Origin of the sequence: Pectobacterium betavasculorum, assembly GCF_000749845.1 — a bacterium.
In the GTDB taxonomy this organism is placed as follows: domain Bacteria; phylum Pseudomonadota; class Gammaproteobacteria; order Enterobacterales; family Enterobacteriaceae; genus Pectobacterium; species Pectobacterium betavasculorum.
The window spans coordinates 219,204-239,828 of record NZ_JQHM01000001.1; the positions used below are offsets into that span (position 1 = coordinate 219,204).

Genomic DNA, 20,625 nt, shown 5'->3' on the forward strand with positions numbered 1-20,625 from the left:
TTCTATTTATTCGGTGAGGCCATCTTTTTCTGCAAGGTAAGGATCGGCATAACCCATACTTTGCATAATCTCGATTTCCAGCGCTTCCATTTCTTCGGCTTCGCTGTCTTCGATGTGGTCATACCCTAGCAGATGCAGGCTACCATGGACAACCATGTGCGCCCAGTGCTCTTCTACGGTTTTTTCTTGCTCTGAGGCTTCGCGTTCCACAACCTGACGGCAGATGATTAAATCGCCAAGCAAAGGAAGCTCAACCTCAGGTGGTGCCTCAAAAGGAAACGACAGCACGTTGGTCGGCTTGTCCTTACCGCGATAGGTGTTATTCAGGTCGCGGCTCTCTGCCTCATCCACGATGCGGATCGTGACTTCAGAGACCTCCTGAAACTGTGGCAGAACGCCTTCCAGCCAGCGCTGAAAGTCTTTTTCTTTCGGTAGCCCTTGTGCTTGCTCGCTGGCGATTTGTAAATCGAGAATCACCTGACTCATTTTTGCTCCTGATCTGATGCCGCAGCCTGTGCTTCACGCTTACGCTGTTCTGCTAAGGCGTCTTTACGTTTCTGTTCGGCATTTTCCCACGCTTCATAGGCATTCACAATCCGCGCGACCACTGGGTGTCGCACCACGTCTTCGCTGTGGAAAAAGTTAAAGCTGATCTCTTCCACATCGGCCAGCACTTCTATCGCGTGGCGTAAGCCGGATTTCAGATTCTTTGGCAGGTCGATCTGTGTGACGTCACCCGTGATGACGGCTTTTGAGTTGAACCCGATACGCGTCAGGAACATTTTCATCTGTTCGATGGTGGTGTTCTGGCTTTCATCCAGAATGATAAAAGCATCGTTCAGCGTTCGGCCGCGCATATAAGCCAGTGGCGCGACTTCAATGACGTTGCGTTCGATGAGCTTCTCGACACGCTCAAAGCCCAGCATTTCAAACAGGGCATCATAAAGTGGTCGCAGGTAAGGATCGACTTTCTGGCTCAGATCGCCAGGCAGGAAGCCCAATTTCTCGCCAGCTTCGACGGCTGGGCGCGTTAACAGAATACGGCGAATATCCTGACGCTCCAGTGCATCTACGGCGGCAGCGACGGCTAAGTAGGTTTTCCCCGTTCCCGCCGGGCCAACACCGAATGTGATGTCGTGATTGAGGATATTGGCGACATACTGTGCCTGATTTGGCGTACGCGGTTTGATTACGCCGCGTTTGGTGCGGATATTGACTACTTTGCCATAGTCAGGAATGTGTTCCGCAGACTGCTCCAGCACGCGAGATTCTTTAATTGCGAGGTGAATTTGCTCAGGATCGATATCGCCGATGACGCCCCGTACTGGGGCTGTATCGACATACAGACGTTGCAGGATGTCGGCGGCAGCTTGCGTCAGCAGGTTTTTACCGACTAATTTAAACTGATTATCGCGGCGATTGATCTCGATGCCTAAGCGGCGCTCTAACTGCTTAAGATTGTCATCAAACGGACCGCAAAGGCTGAGCAGGCGTTGGTTATCTGCGGGTTCAAGGGCAATCTCTTTTGTCGTTACGTTCAAATTATTCCTCTTGAGCGTTACTGCGCTGGCGTATTCTGCCGGCACAAAATGAACAGTTGTCAGACGGCCTGATGTGTCCGCCATATGAATGAATTATTCATCGTGAATGCCCGATGGTGCAAGTCACAATAATGATATTGGGATGCTGCTTCGCAAAAGCAAATGTAAGCGGCATGAAATTGAAACAGAGGATGAAGCGGTTTTGCCGTAAAACCGCGCCGCCGAGAGAGCATAAAAAATGGGTGGCAAAGCCACCCATCATTGCGCTGAGTCGTGAATGAACGTTGATTACGGCTGGTAGAACCCAACGCCGATTTCATTCTCTTTGCGGGTACGAGCAATCACGGAAGACGGTGATTCATGTACGCGCAGATCCATTTGATCTTCAGTCCGCACCACGATGCCGCGCAGTGAATTGGTGTAAACGTCAACGATTTCAACATCGACGAATTTACCGATCATATCCGGCGTGCCTTCGAAATTGACGACGCGGTTGTTTTCTGTACGGCCAGACAGCTCCATCACGCTCTTACGCGAGGTACCTTCCACCAAAATACGCTGGACGGTGCCCAGCATGAGGCGGCTAAACCGCATAGCCTGCTGGGTAATGCGTTCTTGCAGAAGGTACAGACGCTGTTTTTTCTCTTCTTCCGGTACGTCATCGACCATATCCGCAGCCGGTGTTCCCGGACGGGCGGAGTAGACAAAGCTGTAGCTCATATCGAAATTCACATCGGCAATCAGCTTCATGGTCTGTTCAAAGTCAGCCTGCGTTTCGCCAGGGAAGCCGACGATAAAGTCAGAACTGATCAGGATGCCCGGACGCGCGTTGTGCAGCTTACGGATGATAGCTTTGTATTCCAGCGCGGTGTGACGACGTTTCATCATCGTCAGTACACGGTCAGAACCGCTTTGCACGGGTAAATGCAGGAAACTGACCAGCTCTGGCGTGTCTTCATAGACGCTGATAATGTCGTCTGTGAATTCAATTGGATGGCTGGTGGTGAAGCGAACACGGTCGATCCCGTCAATAGCGGCGACCAGACGCAGCAAGTCGGCAAAAGAGCAGATTTCACCGTCATAGGTTTCACCGCGATAGGCGTTGACGTTCTGGCCCAGAAGGTTAACTTCACGCACGCCTTGCGCAGCCAGTTGAGCTATTTCAAACAAGACATCATCACACGGGCGGCTAACTTCTTCACCACGGGTATAAGGCACAACGCAGAATGTGCAATATTTATTGCAGCCTTCCATGATGGAGACAAATGCCGTAGGCCCTTCAGCGCGCGGTTCTGGCAGACGGTCAAATTTTTCAATTTCAGGGAAACTGATATCAACGATGGGGCTACGGGTGCCCTGAACGTGATTAATCATTTCCGGTAAGCGGTGCAGGGTTTGCGGGCCAAAAATAACGTCAACGTAATGCGCACGTTCCCGAATATGCGCGCCTTCCTGCGATGCAACGCAGCCACCGACGCCAATAATCAGATTCGGATTAAGATCTTTCAACGCTTTCCAGCGACCAAGTTGATGGAAGACCTTTTCCTGCGCCTTTTCACGGATCGAGCAGGTGTTGAGCAGCAGAACATCGGCTTCTTCAGCGATTTCAGTAAGCTCATAGCCGTGCGTACTTCCTAGTAAATCAGCCATCTTTGATGAATCGTACTCATTCATCTGACAGCCCCAGGTTTTAATATGCAGTTTTTTTGTCATCGACTTGCCATTACTCAGTGCGGAATAAGAAAGATTCCCCTCATTTGGGGTGGGTATTGTAATCGTTAGCTGACGTTGTGACCAGCGTCGGAAGCCGTACTGATTTGTTAACCTCTTACTTTCTATAAAAATGCGGCTTTTCTGAAAAATCACCCGCAAATCCAGTACACTATTTTCAGGCATTTTTACTGGTGTGAATAAACCAGAACCAGAGAGGATAAAGCCAATATGCATTACGATGCGATTGTGGTTGGCGGTGGAATGGTCGGCGCGGCTGCGGCGCTTGGGTTGGTACAACAAGGATTTCAGGTTGCGGTGGTTGAGCAGGAAATGCCGACACCGTTTGACGCCGCCAGTCCGCCAGATTTACGGATCTCGGCGATTGGCTATGCGTCGGTTGCGCTATTGAAAGAACTGGGCGCATGGCAGCGAGTGCAGCAGATGCGCAGCGCGCCTTATCGCCGCTTGGAAACCTGGGAATGGGCGAATGCCAGAGTGGTTTTCGATGCTGCCGATATCCACCTGCCTGAACTGGGATTTATGGTTGAAAACCGTGTGCTGCAACTGGCTCTCTGGGAACGTTTGCAGGAAGAGGATCGCTGCCAATGTTATTGCCCAGCTACGCCACAAGGCCTGCAACGCACGGATGCTGGCTGGCGTTTACAGCTTGCTGACGGGCAGAAGTTAACGGCTTCGCTGGTGATTGGTGCCGATGGCGCGAACTCTCAGGTTCGCCAGTGGGCAGGGATTGGCATCAGCGGCTGGCAGTATCGTCAATCTTGTATGTTGATCGGCATTGAAACTTCACAACCCCAGCAGGATGTTACCTGGCAGCAATTCACTCCGAGCGGCCCACGTGCATTTTTACCGTTATTTGACCAATGGGGATCGCTAGTGTGGTATGACAGCCCACAGCGTATTCGTCAGCTTCAGGCGATGCCGCTTGCACAGTTGGATAAAGAAATTGCGGTCGCATTCCCTGAGCGGTTGGGCGCGGTCAAGGCGCTCTCTGCTGGGTCATTCCCGCTGGTCAGACGCCATGCGCAGACTTATATCAAGCCCGGTTTAGTGCTGCTGGGTGATGCTGCTCATACCATTAATCCGTTGGCGGGGCAGGGGGTTAATCTGGGATATCGCGACGTTGAGGCGCTGCTGGATGTGTTGATCAACGCACGCAATGCGGGAGAAGAGTGGTCTTCTGAACGTGTATTACGGCGCTATCAGGGCCGCCGTATGCCGGATAACTTGATGATGCAAAGCGGGATGGATTTATTCTATAACGCATTCAGTAACGCATTACCGCCGCTGAGTTTTGCTCGCAATATGGCGCTGATGGTTGCACAGCGCGCTGGCGTGTTAAAACAGCGAGCATTGAAATATGCCATTGGTATCTGATTGATAATGAGGACACCGCCCGCTACAGCGTTGGCTCGGCGGTGAAGATGATATCGGTGTCCTCGTTAGTTGTTGCCGTAAAGCGAATATTTCCTCTCTGCTGAACGCCCTTACCTGAGGTCCGGCTATCTTGAAGCAGGCCGAACATCATCTCAGTCATCTCACGACTTTCGACATTATCTTCACCCGAGAGTGTGTTCGCGCCTAGTAGCGCAGAAAATGCAGCTGTAACAATTTGTAGATTCTGCGTCGTTGCTTCGAGGGATTCTGACGCGGCGCTGAGTAGCACGATTTCATTAAGCTGTTGGTTTTTACTCTCTATTGACCCAATTAACCCGACGTGTTCGTTAAAAATGTGCTGAAAGTCATCGACGGACGTTCCCTTTTCCACATTAATGATCAATTTGAGAGGGATATTGAGTTTCATCAGATTGGCATTCATCCGGTCAGCGAACGTTTGCGCTGATATTTTGAAAGACGCGGCATCGGCAGCATAAGTCGGTGTGAGAAAGCAAAAGAGCAAAACCACGCTGAGTAGCAGTTTGCCTAGTTGCACACGTATGGCAGATCGCCACGTCCGGCTGGCGTCATTCTGCAGTGGCACCACAACGTGGCTGAAATCATGCATAACAGAGGATGTAGATAAAACCTTCATGCCCGCCCTTTTTCGAAGATCGAATGATTGATTTGAATAGGTTAGCACCAGACTATGTTAATACCAGACATAAGAAAACGGGGCGACATCTTTCGATTGTCGCCCCGTATCTAGCTGTTTTACCAGCTTAATTTGGCTGGGGTACGAGGATTCGAACCTCGGAATGCCGGAATCAGAATCCGGTGCCTTACCGCTTGGCGATACCCCAATAATATGGTGGCTACGACGGGAATCGAACCTGTGACCCCAGCATTATGAGTGCTGTGCTCTAACCAGCTGAGCTACGTAGCCAAATGTACTGCTATTATTACTTCACTTCAACAAAATCTTCTACTATCAAGTAGATGGCTGGGGTACCTGGATTCGAACCAGGGAATGCTGGTATCAAAAACCAGTGCCTTACCGCTTGGCGATACCCCAACAGGACAACGAATTTTTCAGCATATGTTTTGAAATGGCTGGGGTACCTGGATTCGAACCAGGGAATGCCGGTATCAAAAACCGGTGCCTTACCGCTTGGCGATACCCCAATCACTACAAAACACTAACAAGCTTCGAAAAGCGATGTCAGACCGAGAAGATGATATGGTGCGGGAGGCGAGACTTGAACTCGCACACCTTGCGGCGCCAGAACCTAAATCTGGTGCGTCTACCAATTTCGCCACTCCCGCAAAAGATGGTGGCTACGACGGGAATCGAACCTGTGACCCCAGCATTATGAGTGCTGTGCTCTAACCAGCTGAGCTACGTAGCCATCTTTTCTGCGTCACCTTCATCGGCGTTGCGGGGCGCATTATGCGTAGTTGGTCTAATTGCGTCAACTAGTTTTTTCCCGAAAAGGGCCCTCAATGCATCGTTTGTTTGGGTTGTGAACAGTATGGTGAGAAAAACGTCAAAAAGCACGTATTCGCAGTCAATTAAGCATACAAAACGGGCCATGGTAGGCCCGTTGAACGATGAAATTAAATCGAATTATTTGTAGGCTGACTGGTGTACACCAACTGCGCGGCCTGATGGATCATCCAGTTTCTTGAAGGATTCATCCCACTCAATCGCTTTAGCAGACGAGCAGGCGACTGACGGGCCACCTGGGACACATTCTGCTGCACTTGGAACCGGGAACAGCTCTTCGAAGATTTCACGGTACAGGTACGCTTCTTTGGAGCCTGGCGTGTTGTACGGGAAGCGGAAGCGTGCCGTTTCCAGTTGTTGATCGGTAACCTGGTTGGCAGCCACTTCTTTCAGCGTGTCGATCCAACTGTAGCCTACGCCATCGGAGAACTGTTCTTTCTGACGCCAGGCAACGCTGTGCGGCAGGTAAGATTCGAAACACTCACGCAGGATGTGTTTTTCCATCTTGCCGTTGCCGCACATTTTGTCGCGAGGGTTGATGCGCATGGCGACATCAAGGAAGTTCTTATCCAGGAACGGTACGCGAGCTTCCACGCCCCAGGCCGACATCGCTTTGTTAGCGCGAGCGCAGTCATACTGGTGCAGTGCCAGCAGTTTACGCACGGTTTCTTCATGCAATTCTTTGGCGTTTGGCGCTTTGTGGAAATAAAGGTAACCGCCGAACACTTCGTCAGAGCCTTCGCCTGACAGCACCATCTTGATGCCCATCGCTTTGATTTTACGCGACATCAGGTACATTGGCGTTGAGGCGCGAATCGTAGTGACGTCATAGGTTTCGATGTGATAAATCACGTCGCGAATCGCATCCAGCCCTTCCTGCACGGTGAAATGAATTTCGTGGTGCACGGTGCCTAAGTGGTTAGCAACTTCCTGCGCAGCTTTCAAATCAGGTGCGCCTTCCAAACCCACAGCAAAGGAGTGCAACTGAGGCCACCAGGCTTCGCTGCGTTCATCATCCTCTACGCGACGAGCGGCATATTTTTTAGTGATTGCGGAGATAACGGAAGAATCCAGACCGCCAGAGAGCAACACGCCGTAAGGCACGTCAGACATCAGGTGGCTTTTCACCGCTTCTTCTAGCGCATCGTGCAACGCATCTTTATCCGTTTCGTTGTCTTTTACCGCATCGTAGTCAAACCAGTCACGCTGGTAATATTCACGGATTTCACCGTCTTTACTCCACAGGTAGCTGCCTGCCGGGAATTCTTTGATGGTACGGCAAACTGGCACCAGCGCTTTCATTTCAGAAGCGACGTAGAGGTTACCGTGCTCATCGTAGCCCATATACAGCGGGATAATACCGAGGTGGTCACGACCAATCAGGTAGGCGTCTTTTTCGCTGTCATACAGCGCAAAAGCGAACATACCGCGCAGTTCGTCCAGGAATTCCGCACCTTTCTCCTGATACAGCGCAAGGATGACTTCACAGTCGGAGCCAGTCTGAAACGCGTAACGGTCACCGTATTGCTGACGCAATGCCTGATGGTTATAAATTTCACCGTTAACGGCCAGAATGTGGGTGCGCTCGGCGTTGTAAAGCGGCTGTGCACCCGTGTTGACGTCAACGATAGACAGACGTTCGTGAGCCAGAATCGCTTTGTCGCTGGCATAAACGCCGGACCAGTCTGGCCCACGGTGACGCATTAAACGAGATGATTCCAGTGCTTTCTTACGCAGTTCAACAGGATCGCTTTTCAGATCAAGCACACCAAAAATAGAACACATACATGACTCCCAATAATTACTGATTCGACCTTAGTGCCATTGATTTAGCATCAAAGTGCCATAAGAATTCAATATTATTTAATGAAAAAAGCTGTTGTTGTGGTGTTTCGTCAATTTATTTGGTTTTTTTGTGTTGATTCGTCAAATTCGTGGAGGGGAAAGGCCGGGTTTTTAGAGATTACATAATCCGGCCAGAAAGGGGATCAGGCGTTTTCGAGCAATTGCTGTAGTAGTACGCCATTCAACATCGCACGTTTAACCAATGCGAAGGCGCTGATAGCCGAAAGATGATTGAGGTTGGAGATCTCAACCGGCAAGTTATGGCGAAACTCTTTCAGTACCTGCGCGTTGATGCAGCGTTGAATGGCAGGAAGCAATGTTTTTTCTGCTTCGGTAATTTCACCGGCAATCACGACCTTCTGTGGGTTGAACAAATTGATCGCGATAGAAAGTGCTTTACCGAGATTGAGCCCCGCGTGCTCAATCACCTCACGGGCAAGAGCATCGCCGCGGTTCGCTGCTTTGCAAATTGCCGAAATCGTACTGTTATTCGCAGAAAGCTTGCTGGGATAGCCCTGACGTAGCAGATGTTGTACGCGTTGTTCAATTGCGCCGTTGGCGACGACAGTTTCCAGACAGCCGAAGTTACCGCAGTGGCAGCGATCGCCGAGTGGATCGATCTGAATATGACCAATCTCGCCTACGTTGCCGTTACTGCCGAGAAAAATTTGCCCGTTGACGAGGATACCCGCGCCCGTGCCGCGATGCACCCGTACCAGAATAGAATCCAGTGAATCGTGAGTAGCGCCGAAATAGTGTTCCGCCAGCGCCAGACTGCGTATGTCGTGACCGACAAAGCTGGTGACGTTGAAGTGACGTTGTAGATTTTCGACCAATTTCCAGTTATTCACGCTGATATGCGGCATATAGCGGACGATGCCCGCAACCGGATCAACCAACCCCGGTAGCACCACAGAGATCGCAATAAGCTCGCGGATACGGCGCTGGTGGCTGGCAATAAAGTCGCTGATAGACTGAAAGAGTGTGGCCTCCAGTGACTCCTGTGTTTTTTCTTGCAGCTCGTAGTGCATTTCTTCCAGCGCTTTTCCCTGCAAATCGTACAGCGCAACGGTGGCATCATAACGACCGAGACGCACGGCGATGGTATGGAAAGGGCGGTTTTCGGTGATAATCGAAATGGCGCGTCTGCCACCGGTGGAAGCCTGCTGATCGACTTCTTTGATGAGCCCGCGCTCCAGAAGCTGGCGGGTTATTTTCGTGACGCTGGCAGGTGCAAGCTGGCTTTGCTCTGCTATCTGAATCCGTGAGATGGGGCCTTGCTGATCAATCAGGCGGTAAACCACCGCGCTGTTTAATTGCTTAACCAGATCGACATTCCCGATCTGCGCCTGTCCGCCTGTGGTCATTAAAAGGTTACTCGCTTCTTTAGGTACAACGCGTTGTTTCGTCAACATGGGGTAAACCTTATTTCGGTTTACCCCAACGTATTTCCGCTTTACCTCAAGACGCTTTTCGCTTTATCCCCAAACAGGATTGCCATTAACAAACGTCTTGAGAATGTGATAATCATGGTTAAATGCGGTCAGATTGGCTACTTTACCGCTTTCAATGCTGCCCAACTGTTTATCGACGCCGATGGCACGAGCCGGATAGAGCGTTGCCATCCGAATAGCTTCATCCAGTGCGATACCCGCGTGTTCGACGCTATTACGCACGGCGTCGATCATTGTCAGTGCCGAACCGCTTAGGGTGCCGTGTTCATCGACACAAATGCCATCACGATAGTATATGGTTTTACCAGCAAAAATGAACTGGTCAATATCTGCACCTGCCGGTGCGGTGGCGTCGGTTACCAACACCAGCTTATCGCCCTTAATACGCTTACTGTTGCGAATATTGGCCCAGTCTACGTGCCGTCCATCCGCGATAATGCCGCAATAGACTTCTGGAGCGTCGTAAATCGCGCCGACTAGCCCGGGTTCACGGCCAGTCAGATAGGGCATGGCGTTGAACAGGTGAGTGGCAAAGCGAATACCAGCGGAAAAACCCAGCTTAGCCTGTTCCCAGGTTGCGTTCGAGTGTCCGGCGGAGACGAGAATACCCGCCGCAGTTAACTGGCGGATGACTGCCGGTTCGACTTCTTCCGGTGCCAGCGTGATTTTCGTAATCACATCTGCGTTGGCACACAGAAAATCGACGAGATCTTGCGTTGGCTTGCGGATAAAAGCAGGATCGTGTGTGCCTTTTTTTATTACGTTCAGCCACGGACCTTCGAGATGCAATCCGAGCGCTTGATGTTTGTTCTGCGCCAGCCAGTCTCTCATTATTTTGATGCTGTGCTTCATGAACGCATCGCTGGAGGTAATCAGCGTGGGTAGAAAACTGGTACAGCCTGAATGCTGGTTCGCCTGCTGCATGATCTCCAGTGTTTTGACGGAGATCGTATCCAGCGAATCGTTAAATTGCACACCGCCGCAGCCGTTCAGTTGAAGATCAATAAATCCTGGCGCGAGAAACGCACCGCTCAGGTCGTGTTGTTTAATGCCGACAGGGAGCTCTGCAAGCGGGCAGACTCGCTCGATCAACCCATTGGCAATCACGACGGCGTGATTATCCAGAATCTGATGGCCGGTGAAAATCCGGCTATGAGTTAACGCGTACATCATCGACTCCCGCAATCGGTTAAAGGTTTTTCATACTTTCCGTTTCTAACTCACGGAAATATTTAACGGTTTTTACTTTCAGTTCCATCGTTGAAGGCTCGTCACAAACCATGATGGCTTTGGCATGAAGTTGCAGACAACTGATGGTCCACATGTGGTTGACGTTGCCTTCGACCGCAGCCTGTAGCGCCAGTGCCTTGTTGCGACCGGTCACCAGAATCATCACTTCTTCGGCATCCAGCAATGTACCAACACCCACGGTCAGGGCAAATTTAGGCACCAGACTAACGTCCCCGCCGAAGAAACGGGAATTTGCGATACGGGTTTCTTCCGTCAACGTTTTGATGCGGGTGCGGGAAGCCAAAGAGGAAGCGGGCTCATTGAAGGCGATATGTCCGTCATTGCCCACGCCACCCATGAAAAGATGAATTTTTCCGTAGGACTTTATTTTCTCTTCATAACGGCGACATTCTGCTGTGGTGTCTTCTGCGTTGCCGTTCAACAGGTTAATGTTTTCACGCGGAATATCAATGTGATTGAAGAAATTCTGGTGCATGAAGGTATGATAGCTTTCTGGGTGATCGGTCGGCAGACCGACATATTCATCCATGTTGAAGGTCACAACGTGTTTGAAGCTCACCAGACCTGCTTTGTGCATGGTGACCAGCGATTTATAGGCTTCCAGGGGGGAACTGCCTGTCGGTAACCCAAGAATGAAAGGACGCTCAGCGCTGGGATTGAAGGCATTAATTTTCTCAACGATGTGGCGGGCGGCCCATTTTCCGACGTCGGCGGCGGTAGTTAAGGGAATGAGTCTCATCAGCGCTCTCCTGATTTTTAGTGGAATTAAATACGTATTGCGTAAATCGCGCCAGTCGCGCGTTTTGTCTATGCATTAAAATTAGTCTACTCCGTTTTTTTTAATCTTGAAATAAGTTGGGGTTTTATTCAGGTATAAAATTTTTATATGCAGTTTTTTGGTGATTTTTATCACATAATTACGGGGTTTAATTTGTGTAGCGAATTATTCTTATTACACTCCCCTAAGAATCATCGCTGGGCCTGTTTTTTCGACAATGAAGCTTTTTGATTGTGAAGTTTTTCGGCAGTGAAATTTATTGGCAGGTTTGTATGCCCCACAACATTTCATTTACCTCGCAAAGGTAAGAGAGGGAAAAGTGAGTACTCTTAGCTATTTACAAAAAGTCGGTCGGGCATTGATGGTGCCTGTCGCGACACTGCCTGCTGCCGCTATCCTGATGGGGATAGGTTACTGGATTGATCCGGTTGGCTGGGGAAGTGAGAACGCGTTGGCGGCACTTCTCATCAAATCGGGTGAGGCGATTATCGGGCATATGGCGGTGCTGTTTGCGGTCGGTGTCGCTTACGGTATGTCGAAAGATAAGGATGGCGCAGCGGCATTGACCGGTTTTGTTGGTTATCTGGTACTGACCACGCTGTGTTCACCGGCTGTTGTCGCCATGATCCAACGGATCCCTGTTGAACAGGTGCCGGCTGCATTTGGCAAGATTGAAAACCAGTTCATCGGGATTCTGGTTGGTGTGATGTCCGCCGAGCTGTATAACCGCTTCAGTCAGGTTGAATTGCCTAAAGCGCTGTCGTTCTTTAGCGGGCGGCGTTTGGTGCCGATTCTGGTTTCTTTCCTGATGATTCTGGTGGCGTTCATTTTAATGTACGTCTGGCCAGTGATTTACAATGCGCTGGTATCGTTTGGTGAATACATTCAACAGTTAGGGTCGGCTGGGGCTGGGGTTTATGCCTTCTTTAACCGCTTGCTGATTCCTGTTGGTTTACACCACGCGCTGAATTCGGTGTTCTGGTTTGATGTTGCGGGTATCAATGACATCCCTAACTTTCTCGCTGGTCAGCAGTCTATCGATTCAGGCAAAGCCGTGGTGGGGATCACCGGGCGTTATCAGGCGGGCTTCTTCCCGATTATGATGTTCGGCCTGCCGGGTGCCGCGCTGGCAATTTACCACTGCGCGCGCCCTGAGAATAAAAATAAAGTTGCCGGGATTATGCTGGCAGCAGCGTTTGCTTCATTCTTCACTGGGATCACCGAACCGCTGGAATTCTCATTCATGTTCGTGGCACCAGTGCTGTACTTCCTTCATGCGTTACTGACAGGTTTTTCCGTCTTTATCGCTGCCAGTATGCATTGGATTGCCGGGTTTGGTTTCAGCGCAGGTCTGGTCGATATGGTGCTGTCCTCGCGAAACCCGTTAGCCACCCAGTGGTACATGCTGATTGCACAAGGGTTAGTATTCTTCGTCATTTATTATGTAGTGTTCCGCTTCACGATTACTCGTTTCAATCTGTTAACACCGGGACGCGAACTTGCCGTGAGCGGTAGCGAAGCCGATGGCTATGACGTGAGTACTGCATCTGTGGGTGAGAAACCAAGCGATACGGCGACGCTGGCACGTGGCTATTTGCAAGTGCTTGGTGGCAAAGCCAACGTGATCGGCATCGATGCCTGTATCACGCGTTTGCGTTTGAATGTGGCTGACTCCTCTCTGGTCGATGATGCGCAGGCGAAGCGTCTTGGGGCGGCAGGCGTTATTCGTTTGAATAAGCAGAGCGTACAGATTGTGGTGGGTACGCAGGCTGAATCGATCGCAACCGCGCTGAAAGCGGAATATAACAAAGCGTAAGATGTCATCGTTACTTGTTTAACGCGGTGTTATGTCGATGAAAGTGATGGGCGAGATAGCAATCTCGCCCTTTTTTTTGTTATGAATAATTAAATGAAACTAACGGTTGTTTCCCAGCGTAGCTTGTTGGATCATTGTCGGTTATACGTCGTTTTAGCATTGAGGAATGAAGAATGAGTGAGGCTGAAGCCCGCCCAACCAACTTTATCCGTCAGATTATCGATGAAGATCTGGCGTCCGGTAAGCATGACCATATTCAGACGCGTTTCCCGCCGGAGCCGAACGGCTATCTGCATATTGGGCATGCCAAGTCTATTTGCCTGAATTTTGGTATCGCACGTGACTATCAGGGGCAGTGTAACCTGCGTTTTGATGACACCAATCCGGTAAAAGAAGATATTGAATACGTTGAGTCGATCAAACGTGACGTCGAGTGGCTGGGTTTTTCATGGAGCGGCGACGTTCGCTATTCTTCTGATTATTTCGATCAACTGCATGCTTACGCGGTTGAGCTGATCGGTAAAGGGCTAGCTTATGTTGATGAACTGACCCCCGAACAGATTCGTGAATACCGTGGCACGTTGACGGCACCAGGTAAAAATAGCCCTTACCGCGATCGTACCGTACAGGAAAACCTGTCGTTGTTTGAAAAGATGCGCAACGGTGGATTTGCGGAAGGTACGGCCTGTTTGCGTGCCAAAATCGATATGGCATCGTCCTTTATCGTGATGCGTGATCCTGTGCTATATCGCATTAAATTTTCCGATCACCATCAGACGGGGAATAAGTGGTGCATATACCCGATGTATGACTTCACCCATTGCATTTCTGATGCGCTGGAAGGGATCACCCATTCGCTGTGTACGCTGGAATTCCAGGATAACCGTCGTCTGTATGACTGGGTGTTGGATAACATCTCCATTCCCTGCCATCCACGTCAGTATGAGTTCTCCCGCCTTAATCTCGAATACGCGATTATGTCTAAGCGTAAGCTGAATCAACTGGTCGTGGAAAACATCGTTGAAGGGTGGGACGATCCACGTATGCCGACCATTTCAGGCCTGCGCCGCCGTGGTTATAGTTCGTCTTCTATCCGTGAATTCTGTGTACGCATCGGTGTAACGAAGCAGGATAATAACGTGGAAATGGCTGCGCTTGAATCCTGTATCCGCGACGACCTGAATGAAAATGCTCCGCGTGCGATGGCGGTACTGGATCCGGTCAAAGTTGTGATCGAGAATCTGCCAGCCGGGCATGAAGAGTTTGTTGCGATGCCAAATCATCCGAATAAGCCAGAAATGGGCTCACGCCCGGTGGCATTCAGCCGTGAAGTTTATATCGATCGTGCTGACTTCCGTGAGGAAGCTAACAAGCAGTACAAGCGTCTGGTTTTGGGTAAAGAAGTTCGCCTGCGTAATGCCTATGTGATCAAAGCCGATCGCATTGAAAAAGATGAGCAAGGCACCATCACCACGATTTACTGTAGTTATGATGCGGAAACGCTGAGCAAAGATCCGGCAGATGGCCGTAAAGTGAAAGGCGTTATCCACTGGGTTTCTGCGTCGCATGCGGTGCCAGCGGAATTCCGTTTGTACGATCGCCTGTTCAGTGTGGCAAACCCAGGCGCGGCGGAAGACTTTCTGTCGACGATTAACCCCGACTCACTGAAAATTACGCAAGGTTTTGTGGAAGCAAGCCTGGCACAGGCGGAAGTAGAGAAAGCGTATCAGTTTGAGCGCGAAGGCTATTTCTGTGCTGACCGCGTTTACTCCAGTGCGGAACACCTGGTATTTAACCGTACGGTTGGACTGCGCGATACCTGGGTAGGCTAAGACCCACAGGTAAGAAGACAAAAATAAAACCGCCTCGGCGGTTTTATTTTTTATGCGGTCGATTTATCGTGTGGAATCGTGCAGGGTTTCATCCTCTCGGCAATCCCCTTCACTGCAATGCCCATAGAGATACAAACTGTGGTTGGACAGTTTAATGCCGTGTCTTTCTGCGATCTCGCGCTGACGTGCTTCGATATATTCATCGCGGAATTCAATGACTTTGCCACAGTCGAGGCAAATTAAGTGATCGTGATGATGCTGCTGCGTCAATTCAAAGACGGATTTGCCACCTTCGAAATTATGACGGGTTACGATACCTGCATCATCAAACTGGTTGAGTACGCGATAGACGGTAGCAAGACCAATCTCTTCGCCCATATCAATCAGTCTCTTATATAAATCTTCCGCACTGACGTGATGGCAGACAGGATCCTGTAACACTTCCAGTATTTTCAGTCTTGGAAGAGTGACTTTCAGGCCGGCCTTCTTTAATGCGGTATTGTTGTCAGTCATGCGGGTTTAGTCCTGTTGCTTACTTATCAATGGAGGCTGCCTAGCCTATGACATCGGTCGGCTCAAAAAATGTAATAGCGTCCCAATTATAGAACCGCGCATACAAAATGAAAACAAGGGAATGTTAACAATATTGTCCCCATTCACACTACTGGTATACAACGCAATCCGTTGTTGATGAATGAGGAAATGGTGATGCACGTATAAAACCGATGGGATTATTGTACAGGTTTACTGATGGAAGTTAAAAAAATGTATCAATTATTATGAAAGGTTTTATCTATCAATACTGTTTTTGGCTCTGATAGGGAGGTATCAGAGCCAAAAAATGGATTAGCCAACCAGTTCTTTCAGGTTCAGCTCATTGCTGATTTGTTTCACCCACGTCGTCACGCGTTCACTGGTGAGTTCAGGTTGACGGTCTTCATCGATAGCTAAACCAATGAAGTGATTGTCGTCGGCGAGCCCTTTAGAAGCTTCAAAGTAATAACCTTCTGTTGGCCAGTGACCCACAATCGTTGCGCCGCGAGGCTCAATAATGTCACGAATGGTGCCCATGGCATCACAGAAGTATTCCGCATAATCTTCCTGATCGCCGCAACCAAACAGAGCAACCAGTTTTCCTGTGAAATCAACTTCTTCCAGTGACGGGAAAAAGTCATCCCAATCACATTGGGCTTCACCGTAATACCAGGTTGGAATACCTAATAGCAGAATATCGAAACCTTCGAGGTCTTCTTTGCTGCTTTTGGCGATGTCATAGACATCCGCAACGTTGGTGCCTAACTGCTGTTGGATCGTTTTGGCAATGTTTTCAGTGTTGCCAGTATCGCTGCCAAAAAATATTCCGATGAGTGCCATGAATTGAATAACCTCTTGATTCCTAATGGTATGGTGTAATGTTTCATCCACTTATCTGTCAATAATAACAGACACTCACATTTGGAGAAACTCGTATCGGTAAGCATGCGTAAATCGAGAGCGCATCAAAGTCGGAGGTTAAGGAGGAGAAATGAAAAGCATCTCTGAGAACGTCAAAATCCCTATAATAAATAGGGTTTTCGCTGCCGTCTGAGGTTATACGCACCTATCTCAGTTTTATTGGAAATATTAATTTGATATTGCGTTTCATTTTTTATGAATTTTCTTTTTATTTTTTTAGGCTTGTTCCTATTGAGATTAAAAGTAGGTTTCTGTTTGTGAAAATAAAAGTCACGGGATGGCGCATTACTATTCATGCTAATTAAAATGCAGACAAAAGATAATGTTTTTCCGAATTGAAAACCTGTAACGCTTCGCGGGGATATTCCTAATAAGAGAGAATAGGAATTATAACCATTTGTAGCTGAAACGATGCGCTGAGATAACCGATGGTCTTATTCTTTTGATTTTAAACAATAAAATGAAGAATCATCTCTAATGGTACGACTCAATGATAGCTTGCCCATACCAGGTACATGCAGCTTGAGCGGACGATTCCTTCACCTGCCCCCCTGATTGAAAACCTTATATCTATAAAAAAGGTGAGTTCATTCTCAGTATGAAAAATTATATTAATAAATACAGCGAGAACGCTAAATATTCTCTGTATTTAGCCGATGAGTTAGCGTGGTTTTTGAGTTTTCAACTCGGTGAAATTTGAACGCCAGAGAGAAGTGACCTGTTTCATGGTGTGAATTTTCTGATTCATATCGGTTGATTAGCGATAAAAATCTTTTTAACCATTTTCCTGATGTGGAGTGAACGATGAGACTTATAAAAAATATTGCTATCAGAACCGCCATGCTATGGGTGCTGGGCATTTTTTGTGTTCTTTGGGGCGGCGTATCGATATATACCATGTTCTCTTTTAAAGAGATGACGGCGACCTCGAAGACTAGCACCTTGCTGGTTCAGAACATGAATTTTATCAACCAGGGCAACGATCAATACTTTCGCATGGTAACCCGTCTGGCGCGTGCGGTTGACGCTCGCCGTAGTGGTGATAATGCAACCGCAGATAAAGAGCAGGCATCGGCGTTAGTTGCATTGGATAAACTGAAGTCTGATCTGGTGGCGTTTAATGCTATCGATCATGCGAGTCTGGACGACGCGCTGGTACAGGCTGTCAGCCTTGACTGGAATAATCTGGTTGTTCAAGGCGTTGAGCCGCTTTATCAAAAGGCTGCTGCCAACGCACTGGATGACTATCAAGAGCAAGCCAAGAATGTTGTGCCGCCATTGAGTCGCCAGTTTGGCGCATCTCTATCCGCGTTCAGTAACGCTAGCGCAGAGAAATTTGATGCAGCGGGGGTTCGTTTTGAACGAATCACCACGATTGGGCAGAATATTTTGCTGAGTGGGTTATTTGTCGGCCTTATCATGCTGTTCCTGACCGACCGTTATCTGGTGGTGTGTCTGGTTCGTCCGTTGAATGACCTACGCGATCACTTTAGCGTGATTGCTTCTGGTCACTTGGGTAAGCCGATTCTGGATTTTGGTAAAAACTGCGTTGGTCGCCTGTTCCCATTGCTGCGTGAAATGCAGGGAAGTCTGGCTAGCACGGTTAGCACCATCAGAAACAGCACAGACTCCATCTATCAGGGCGCTTCAGAGATTGCTGCGGGTAACAACGATCTGTCATCTCGTACTGAAGAGCAGGCTTCCGCGCTGGAAGAAACCGCAGCCAGTATGGAGCAACTGACGGCGACCGTGAAACAGAACGCCGAAAATGCCAACCACGCCAGCCAACTGGCATTGCAAGCCTCAACAACGGCGAAGAAAGGCGGTGAGATTGTTGAGAACGTGGTGAAAACCATGGCGGAAATCTCCGGTAGCTCAAGAAAAATCGCAGAAATCACTACCGTGATTAACGGCATTGCTTTCCAGACCAACATTCTGGCACTGAACGCGGCGGTAGAAGCGGCGCGCGCGGGTGAACAAGGGCGTGGGTTTGCCGTGGTAGCAGGAGAAGTTCGTAGTCTGGCGCAGCGTAGTGCGCAGGCAGCAAAAGAAATTGAAGGGCTGATTTCTGAATCGGTTCGCTGTGTGGATACAGGATCCAGTCTGGTTAGCGATGCCGGTGACACCATGCAGGATATCGTCCGTGCGGTCACCAACGTGACAGATATCATGGGGGAAATAGCCTCTGCCTCGGAAGAGCAAAGCAAAGGTATTGCACAGGTTGGTCAGGCCGTGGCGGAAATGGACAGCGTAACGCAGCAAAACGCCGCGCTGGTTGAACAGGCTTCTTCGGCAGCCTTGTCGCTGGAAGAACAGGCAGCGTTGTTGAACCAGACGGTGTCGCTGTTCCAACTGTCCGATTCGCAATCAGCGCTGAAAGTGGCAGCAAAACCGGTGCAAAAAGCGCCGGTGATTGCTCCGCGTACAGGTAAAGCGCTACCGGCCAGTAGTGATAACTGGGAAAAATTCTAACTGTTGCTTTAATCCGGGATGGTGTTTTTAATCTTGGGTGAGCGTTCAGGCGGCGTCAGAAATGGCGCCGCACAAGATGTGAATACTACATTGTGTGAATAGCGCGTTATGTCAATCAGGACTGCTGCTCGGCCAACTGCGCCAACAGCATCTCTTCGATCAGTTCACTGCGGCTAATGTTCCGCTCTTCAGCAAGGCTGTTCAGGATATCGACGGCATCACTGTTAATCTTTAATTCAACACGTCGCAAGCCACGAACTTTATCGCGACGTAGTTGATTACGCTTGTTAATTCTTAGTTGTTCGTCACGTGTGAGCGGGTTGGTCTTGGGGCGGCCCGGACGACGCTCATCTGCGAACAGATCCAGTGTGGTGCGATCCGTTTGTTCTTTTGCCATAAGTAATGATACTGCAAGGTATTCGGATCAAAAAACACGGTGCGATCCATCTTGTTCTACAAATAAAACCGATGCCAATTCTCATCCTGCAACAGGAGTGTCAGGTTGCGGTTTGCCTATGCGTGGAACATTCTGGGAAGTATGCGTGCATTTTGATGAAGTGGTTACAATGCTTGTGGCTGAATCAGCCGTCCCTCTACTGCTAGCGCCATCATACCCTAGCCGCACTGGCGACGACAACGGTTAACTGCCGTCGTCGCCATGAATCCACCAGAGTGAAGGCTGTCTGGTTAATTCGCGTCCAGAAAACGGTGGATAGCGCGCAAAACCGCATCGGGTTTTTCTGAGTGAACCCAGTGCCCAGCGCCGCTGACTACATGCGCACGCGCGGCTGGGAATTGGCGCAGCAGTGAGTCACGGTAGCGATCGTCCAGATAGGGGGAGTCGCCGCCACGGATGAACAGTATTGGCCCTTGCCATGCAGAAACCTCTTGCCAGCCAACGATATTTTCGTACTGATCCCACAGTACCAGCACGTTAAAACGCCACTCTCCCTGCTGGAAGGATTTTAGCAAAAACTGAATCACACCTTCTTCCTTTATATGCTGACGCATAAGTGCTGTCGCTTCGGTGCGTGACGTCAGACCCGCTTGCGTTACCGCATGTAGCGCAGCGAAAATGGTGTCGTGGCGGCGCACCTGATAATCCACCGGTGCGATATCAATCGCGACCAGTTTGTCCAGTCGTTCAGGAATGAGCGCACTGAGCGCCATGGCGACTTTTCCGCCCATTGAATGGCCAATAACGATAGCGCGTTCAATATTCAGTTCATCCAACAACGCCAGCACATCTTGCGCCATCGCGGGGTAGTTCATCTGCGGTGAGCGCGGCGACAAACCGTGATTGCGTAAATCGATTTGCAGAATGTCATGTGTGTTTTGCAAATCCCGACCCAATACGCCAAGGTTATCTAATGTGCCAAACAGGCCATGAATCAGGACAACAGGAAGTTTATCTGTGGGCTGGTGCGCATTTTGCCAGCGATGATTCAATTTCATGGTGAAGTTCATTCAGAGAGACATGGGCTTAGGTTATCATGACTTTAGAAGCAATGTTGTCGCTGAAGGGGTATGAAAGGCATTGGGGCATAGTCTGACTTTTGATATTGT

Annotated in this window: 16 protein-coding genes and 6 tRNA genes; 4 read left to right on the top strand and 18 right to left on the bottom strand. The window is 49.5% G+C overall.

Annotated features, from left to right (window positions below):
* Positions 1-6: 6 nt before the first annotated feature.
* From ybeY to miaB, 3 genes are all read right to left on the bottom strand, one after another.
* Complete coding sequence (gene ybeY, locus KP22_RS00970) at positions 7-486, bottom strand: rRNA maturation RNase YbeY (protein WP_039321835.1); 480 nt, start codon at positions 484-486, stop codon at positions 7-9.
* Entirely contained in the window at positions 483-1,541 is a 1,059-nt protein-coding gene (locus KP22_RS00975) for a PhoH family protein (RefSeq protein WP_039323380.1), read from the bottom strand. Before KP22_RS00975 ends, ybeY begins: the two co-directional genes overlap by 4 nt.
* A gap of 288 nt (positions 1,542-1,829) precedes the next feature.
* Positions 1,830-3,254, bottom strand: coding sequence for a tRNA (N6-isopentenyl adenosine(37)-C2)-methylthiotransferase MiaB (gene miaB / locus KP22_RS00980; RefSeq protein ID WP_039301994.1), 1,425 nt, complete (start codon positions 3,252-3,254; stop codon positions 1,830-1,832).
* A 228-nt stretch (positions 3,255-3,482) separates the two neighbouring features.
* On the opposite strand from miaB, the gene ubiF reads away from it, so the two are divergent.
* Complete coding sequence (gene ubiF / locus KP22_RS00985) at positions 3,483-4,649, top strand: 3-demethoxyubiquinol 3-hydroxylase (protein ID WP_039301997.1); 1,167 nt, start codon at positions 3,483-3,485, stop codon at positions 4,647-4,649.
* Between the two features lie 22 nt (positions 4,650-4,671).
* Here the strand turns inward: ubiF and KP22_RS00990 are convergent, their stop codons facing one another.
* From KP22_RS00990 to nagB, 11 genes are all read right to left on the bottom strand, one after another.
* Positions 4,672-5,304 carry a hypothetical protein gene (locus KP22_RS00990; protein ID WP_039321838.1) on the bottom strand — a complete coding sequence of 211 codons (633 nt, stop codon included), beginning with the start codon at positions 5,302-5,304 and terminating at the stop codon, positions 4,672-4,674.
* A gap of 133 nt (positions 5,305-5,437) precedes the next feature.
* A tRNA-Gln gene (locus KP22_RS00995) sits at positions 5,438-5,512 on the bottom strand.
* 6 nt (positions 5,513-5,518) lie between these two features.
* Positions 5,519-5,595, bottom strand: a tRNA-Met gene (locus KP22_RS01000).
* Between the two features lie 54 nt (positions 5,596-5,649).
* Positions 5,650-5,724 (bottom strand) — tRNA-Gln (locus KP22_RS01005).
* Between the two features lie 35 nt (positions 5,725-5,759).
* Positions 5,760-5,834, bottom strand: a tRNA-Gln gene (locus tag KP22_RS01010).
* Positions 5,835-5,890: 56 nt separating this feature from the next.
* Positions 5,891-5,975: transfer RNA gene (locus KP22_RS01015), tRNA-Leu, on the bottom strand.
* A 6-nt stretch (positions 5,976-5,981) separates the two neighbouring features.
* Positions 5,982-6,058, bottom strand: a tRNA-Met gene (locus tag KP22_RS01020).
* A gap of 218 nt (positions 6,059-6,276) precedes the next feature.
* The gene (gene asnB, locus KP22_RS01025) at positions 6,277-7,941 is read right to left on the bottom strand and encodes an asparagine synthase B (RefSeq protein WP_039321843.1); all 1,665 of its coding nucleotides are present in this window, start codon (positions 7,939-7,941) and stop codon (positions 6,277-6,279) included.
* A 203-nt stretch (positions 7,942-8,144) separates the two neighbouring features.
* Positions 8,145-9,368, bottom strand: coding sequence for a DNA-binding transcriptional regulator NagC (gene nagC / locus KP22_RS01030; RefSeq protein ID WP_039323383.1), 1,224 nt, complete (start codon positions 9,366-9,368; stop codon positions 8,145-8,147).
* A 111-nt stretch (positions 9,369-9,479) separates the two neighbouring features.
* On the bottom strand, positions 9,480-10,625 hold the full coding sequence (gene nagA, locus KP22_RS01035; RefSeq protein ID WP_039302008.1) for an N-acetylglucosamine-6-phosphate deacetylase: 1,146 nt from the start codon (positions 10,623-10,625) through the stop codon (positions 9,480-9,482).
* A gap of 19 nt (positions 10,626-10,644) precedes the next feature.
* Positions 10,645-11,445 (bottom strand): glucosamine-6-phosphate deaminase, encoded by an 801-nt coding sequence (gene nagB / locus KP22_RS01040; RefSeq protein WP_039302012.1) that lies wholly within the window; start codon positions 11,443-11,445, stop codon positions 10,645-10,647.
* A 358-nt stretch (positions 11,446-11,803) separates the two neighbouring features.
* Between nagB and nagE the strand changes: the two genes are divergently transcribed.
* Together nagE and glnS are read left to right on the top strand one after the other, a co-directional pair.
* On the top strand, positions 11,804-13,300 hold the full coding sequence (nagE, locus tag KP22_RS01045; RefSeq protein ID WP_039321846.1) for an N-acetylglucosamine-specific PTS transporter subunit IIBC: 1,497 nt from the start codon (positions 11,804-11,806) through the stop codon (positions 13,298-13,300).
* 173 nt (positions 13,301-13,473) lie between these two features.
* Positions 13,474-15,132: a glutamine--tRNA ligase gene (gene glnS, locus KP22_RS01050; protein ID WP_039321849.1), complete on the top strand. Its 1,659-nt coding sequence runs from the start codon at positions 13,474-13,476 to the stop codon at positions 15,130-15,132.
* Between the two features lie 63 nt (positions 15,133-15,195).
* Here glnS and fur read toward each other — a convergent pair whose 3' ends face one another.
* Positions 15,196-15,645: a ferric iron uptake transcriptional regulator gene (gene fur / locus KP22_RS01055; protein WP_039302022.1), complete on the bottom strand. Its 450-nt coding sequence runs from the start codon at positions 15,643-15,645 to the stop codon at positions 15,196-15,198.
* Between the two features lie 333 nt (positions 15,646-15,978).
* Positions 15,979-16,506: a flavodoxin FldA gene (gene fldA, locus KP22_RS01060; RefSeq protein ID WP_039302025.1), complete on the bottom strand. Its 528-nt coding sequence runs from the start codon at positions 16,504-16,506 to the stop codon at positions 15,979-15,981.
* Between the two features lie 885 nt (positions 16,507-17,391).
* Between fldA and KP22_RS01065 the strand changes: the two genes are divergently transcribed.
* A complete protein-coding gene (locus tag KP22_RS01065; RefSeq protein WP_039302029.1) occupies positions 17,392-19,059 on the top strand; it encodes a methyl-accepting chemotaxis protein in 1,668 nt (555 codons plus the stop codon).
* A gap of 115 nt (positions 19,060-19,174) precedes the next feature.
* Here the strand turns inward: KP22_RS01065 and ybfE are convergent, their stop codons facing one another.
* Entirely contained in the window at positions 19,175-19,456 is a 282-nt protein-coding gene (gene ybfE / locus KP22_RS01070) for a LexA regulated protein (protein WP_010285457.1), read from the bottom strand.
* 290 nt (positions 19,457-19,746) lie between these two features.
* Entirely contained in the window at positions 19,747-20,514 is a 768-nt protein-coding gene (gene ybfF, locus KP22_RS01075; protein ID WP_039321852.1) for an esterase, read from the bottom strand.
* Positions 20,515-20,625: the final 111 nt, after the last annotated feature.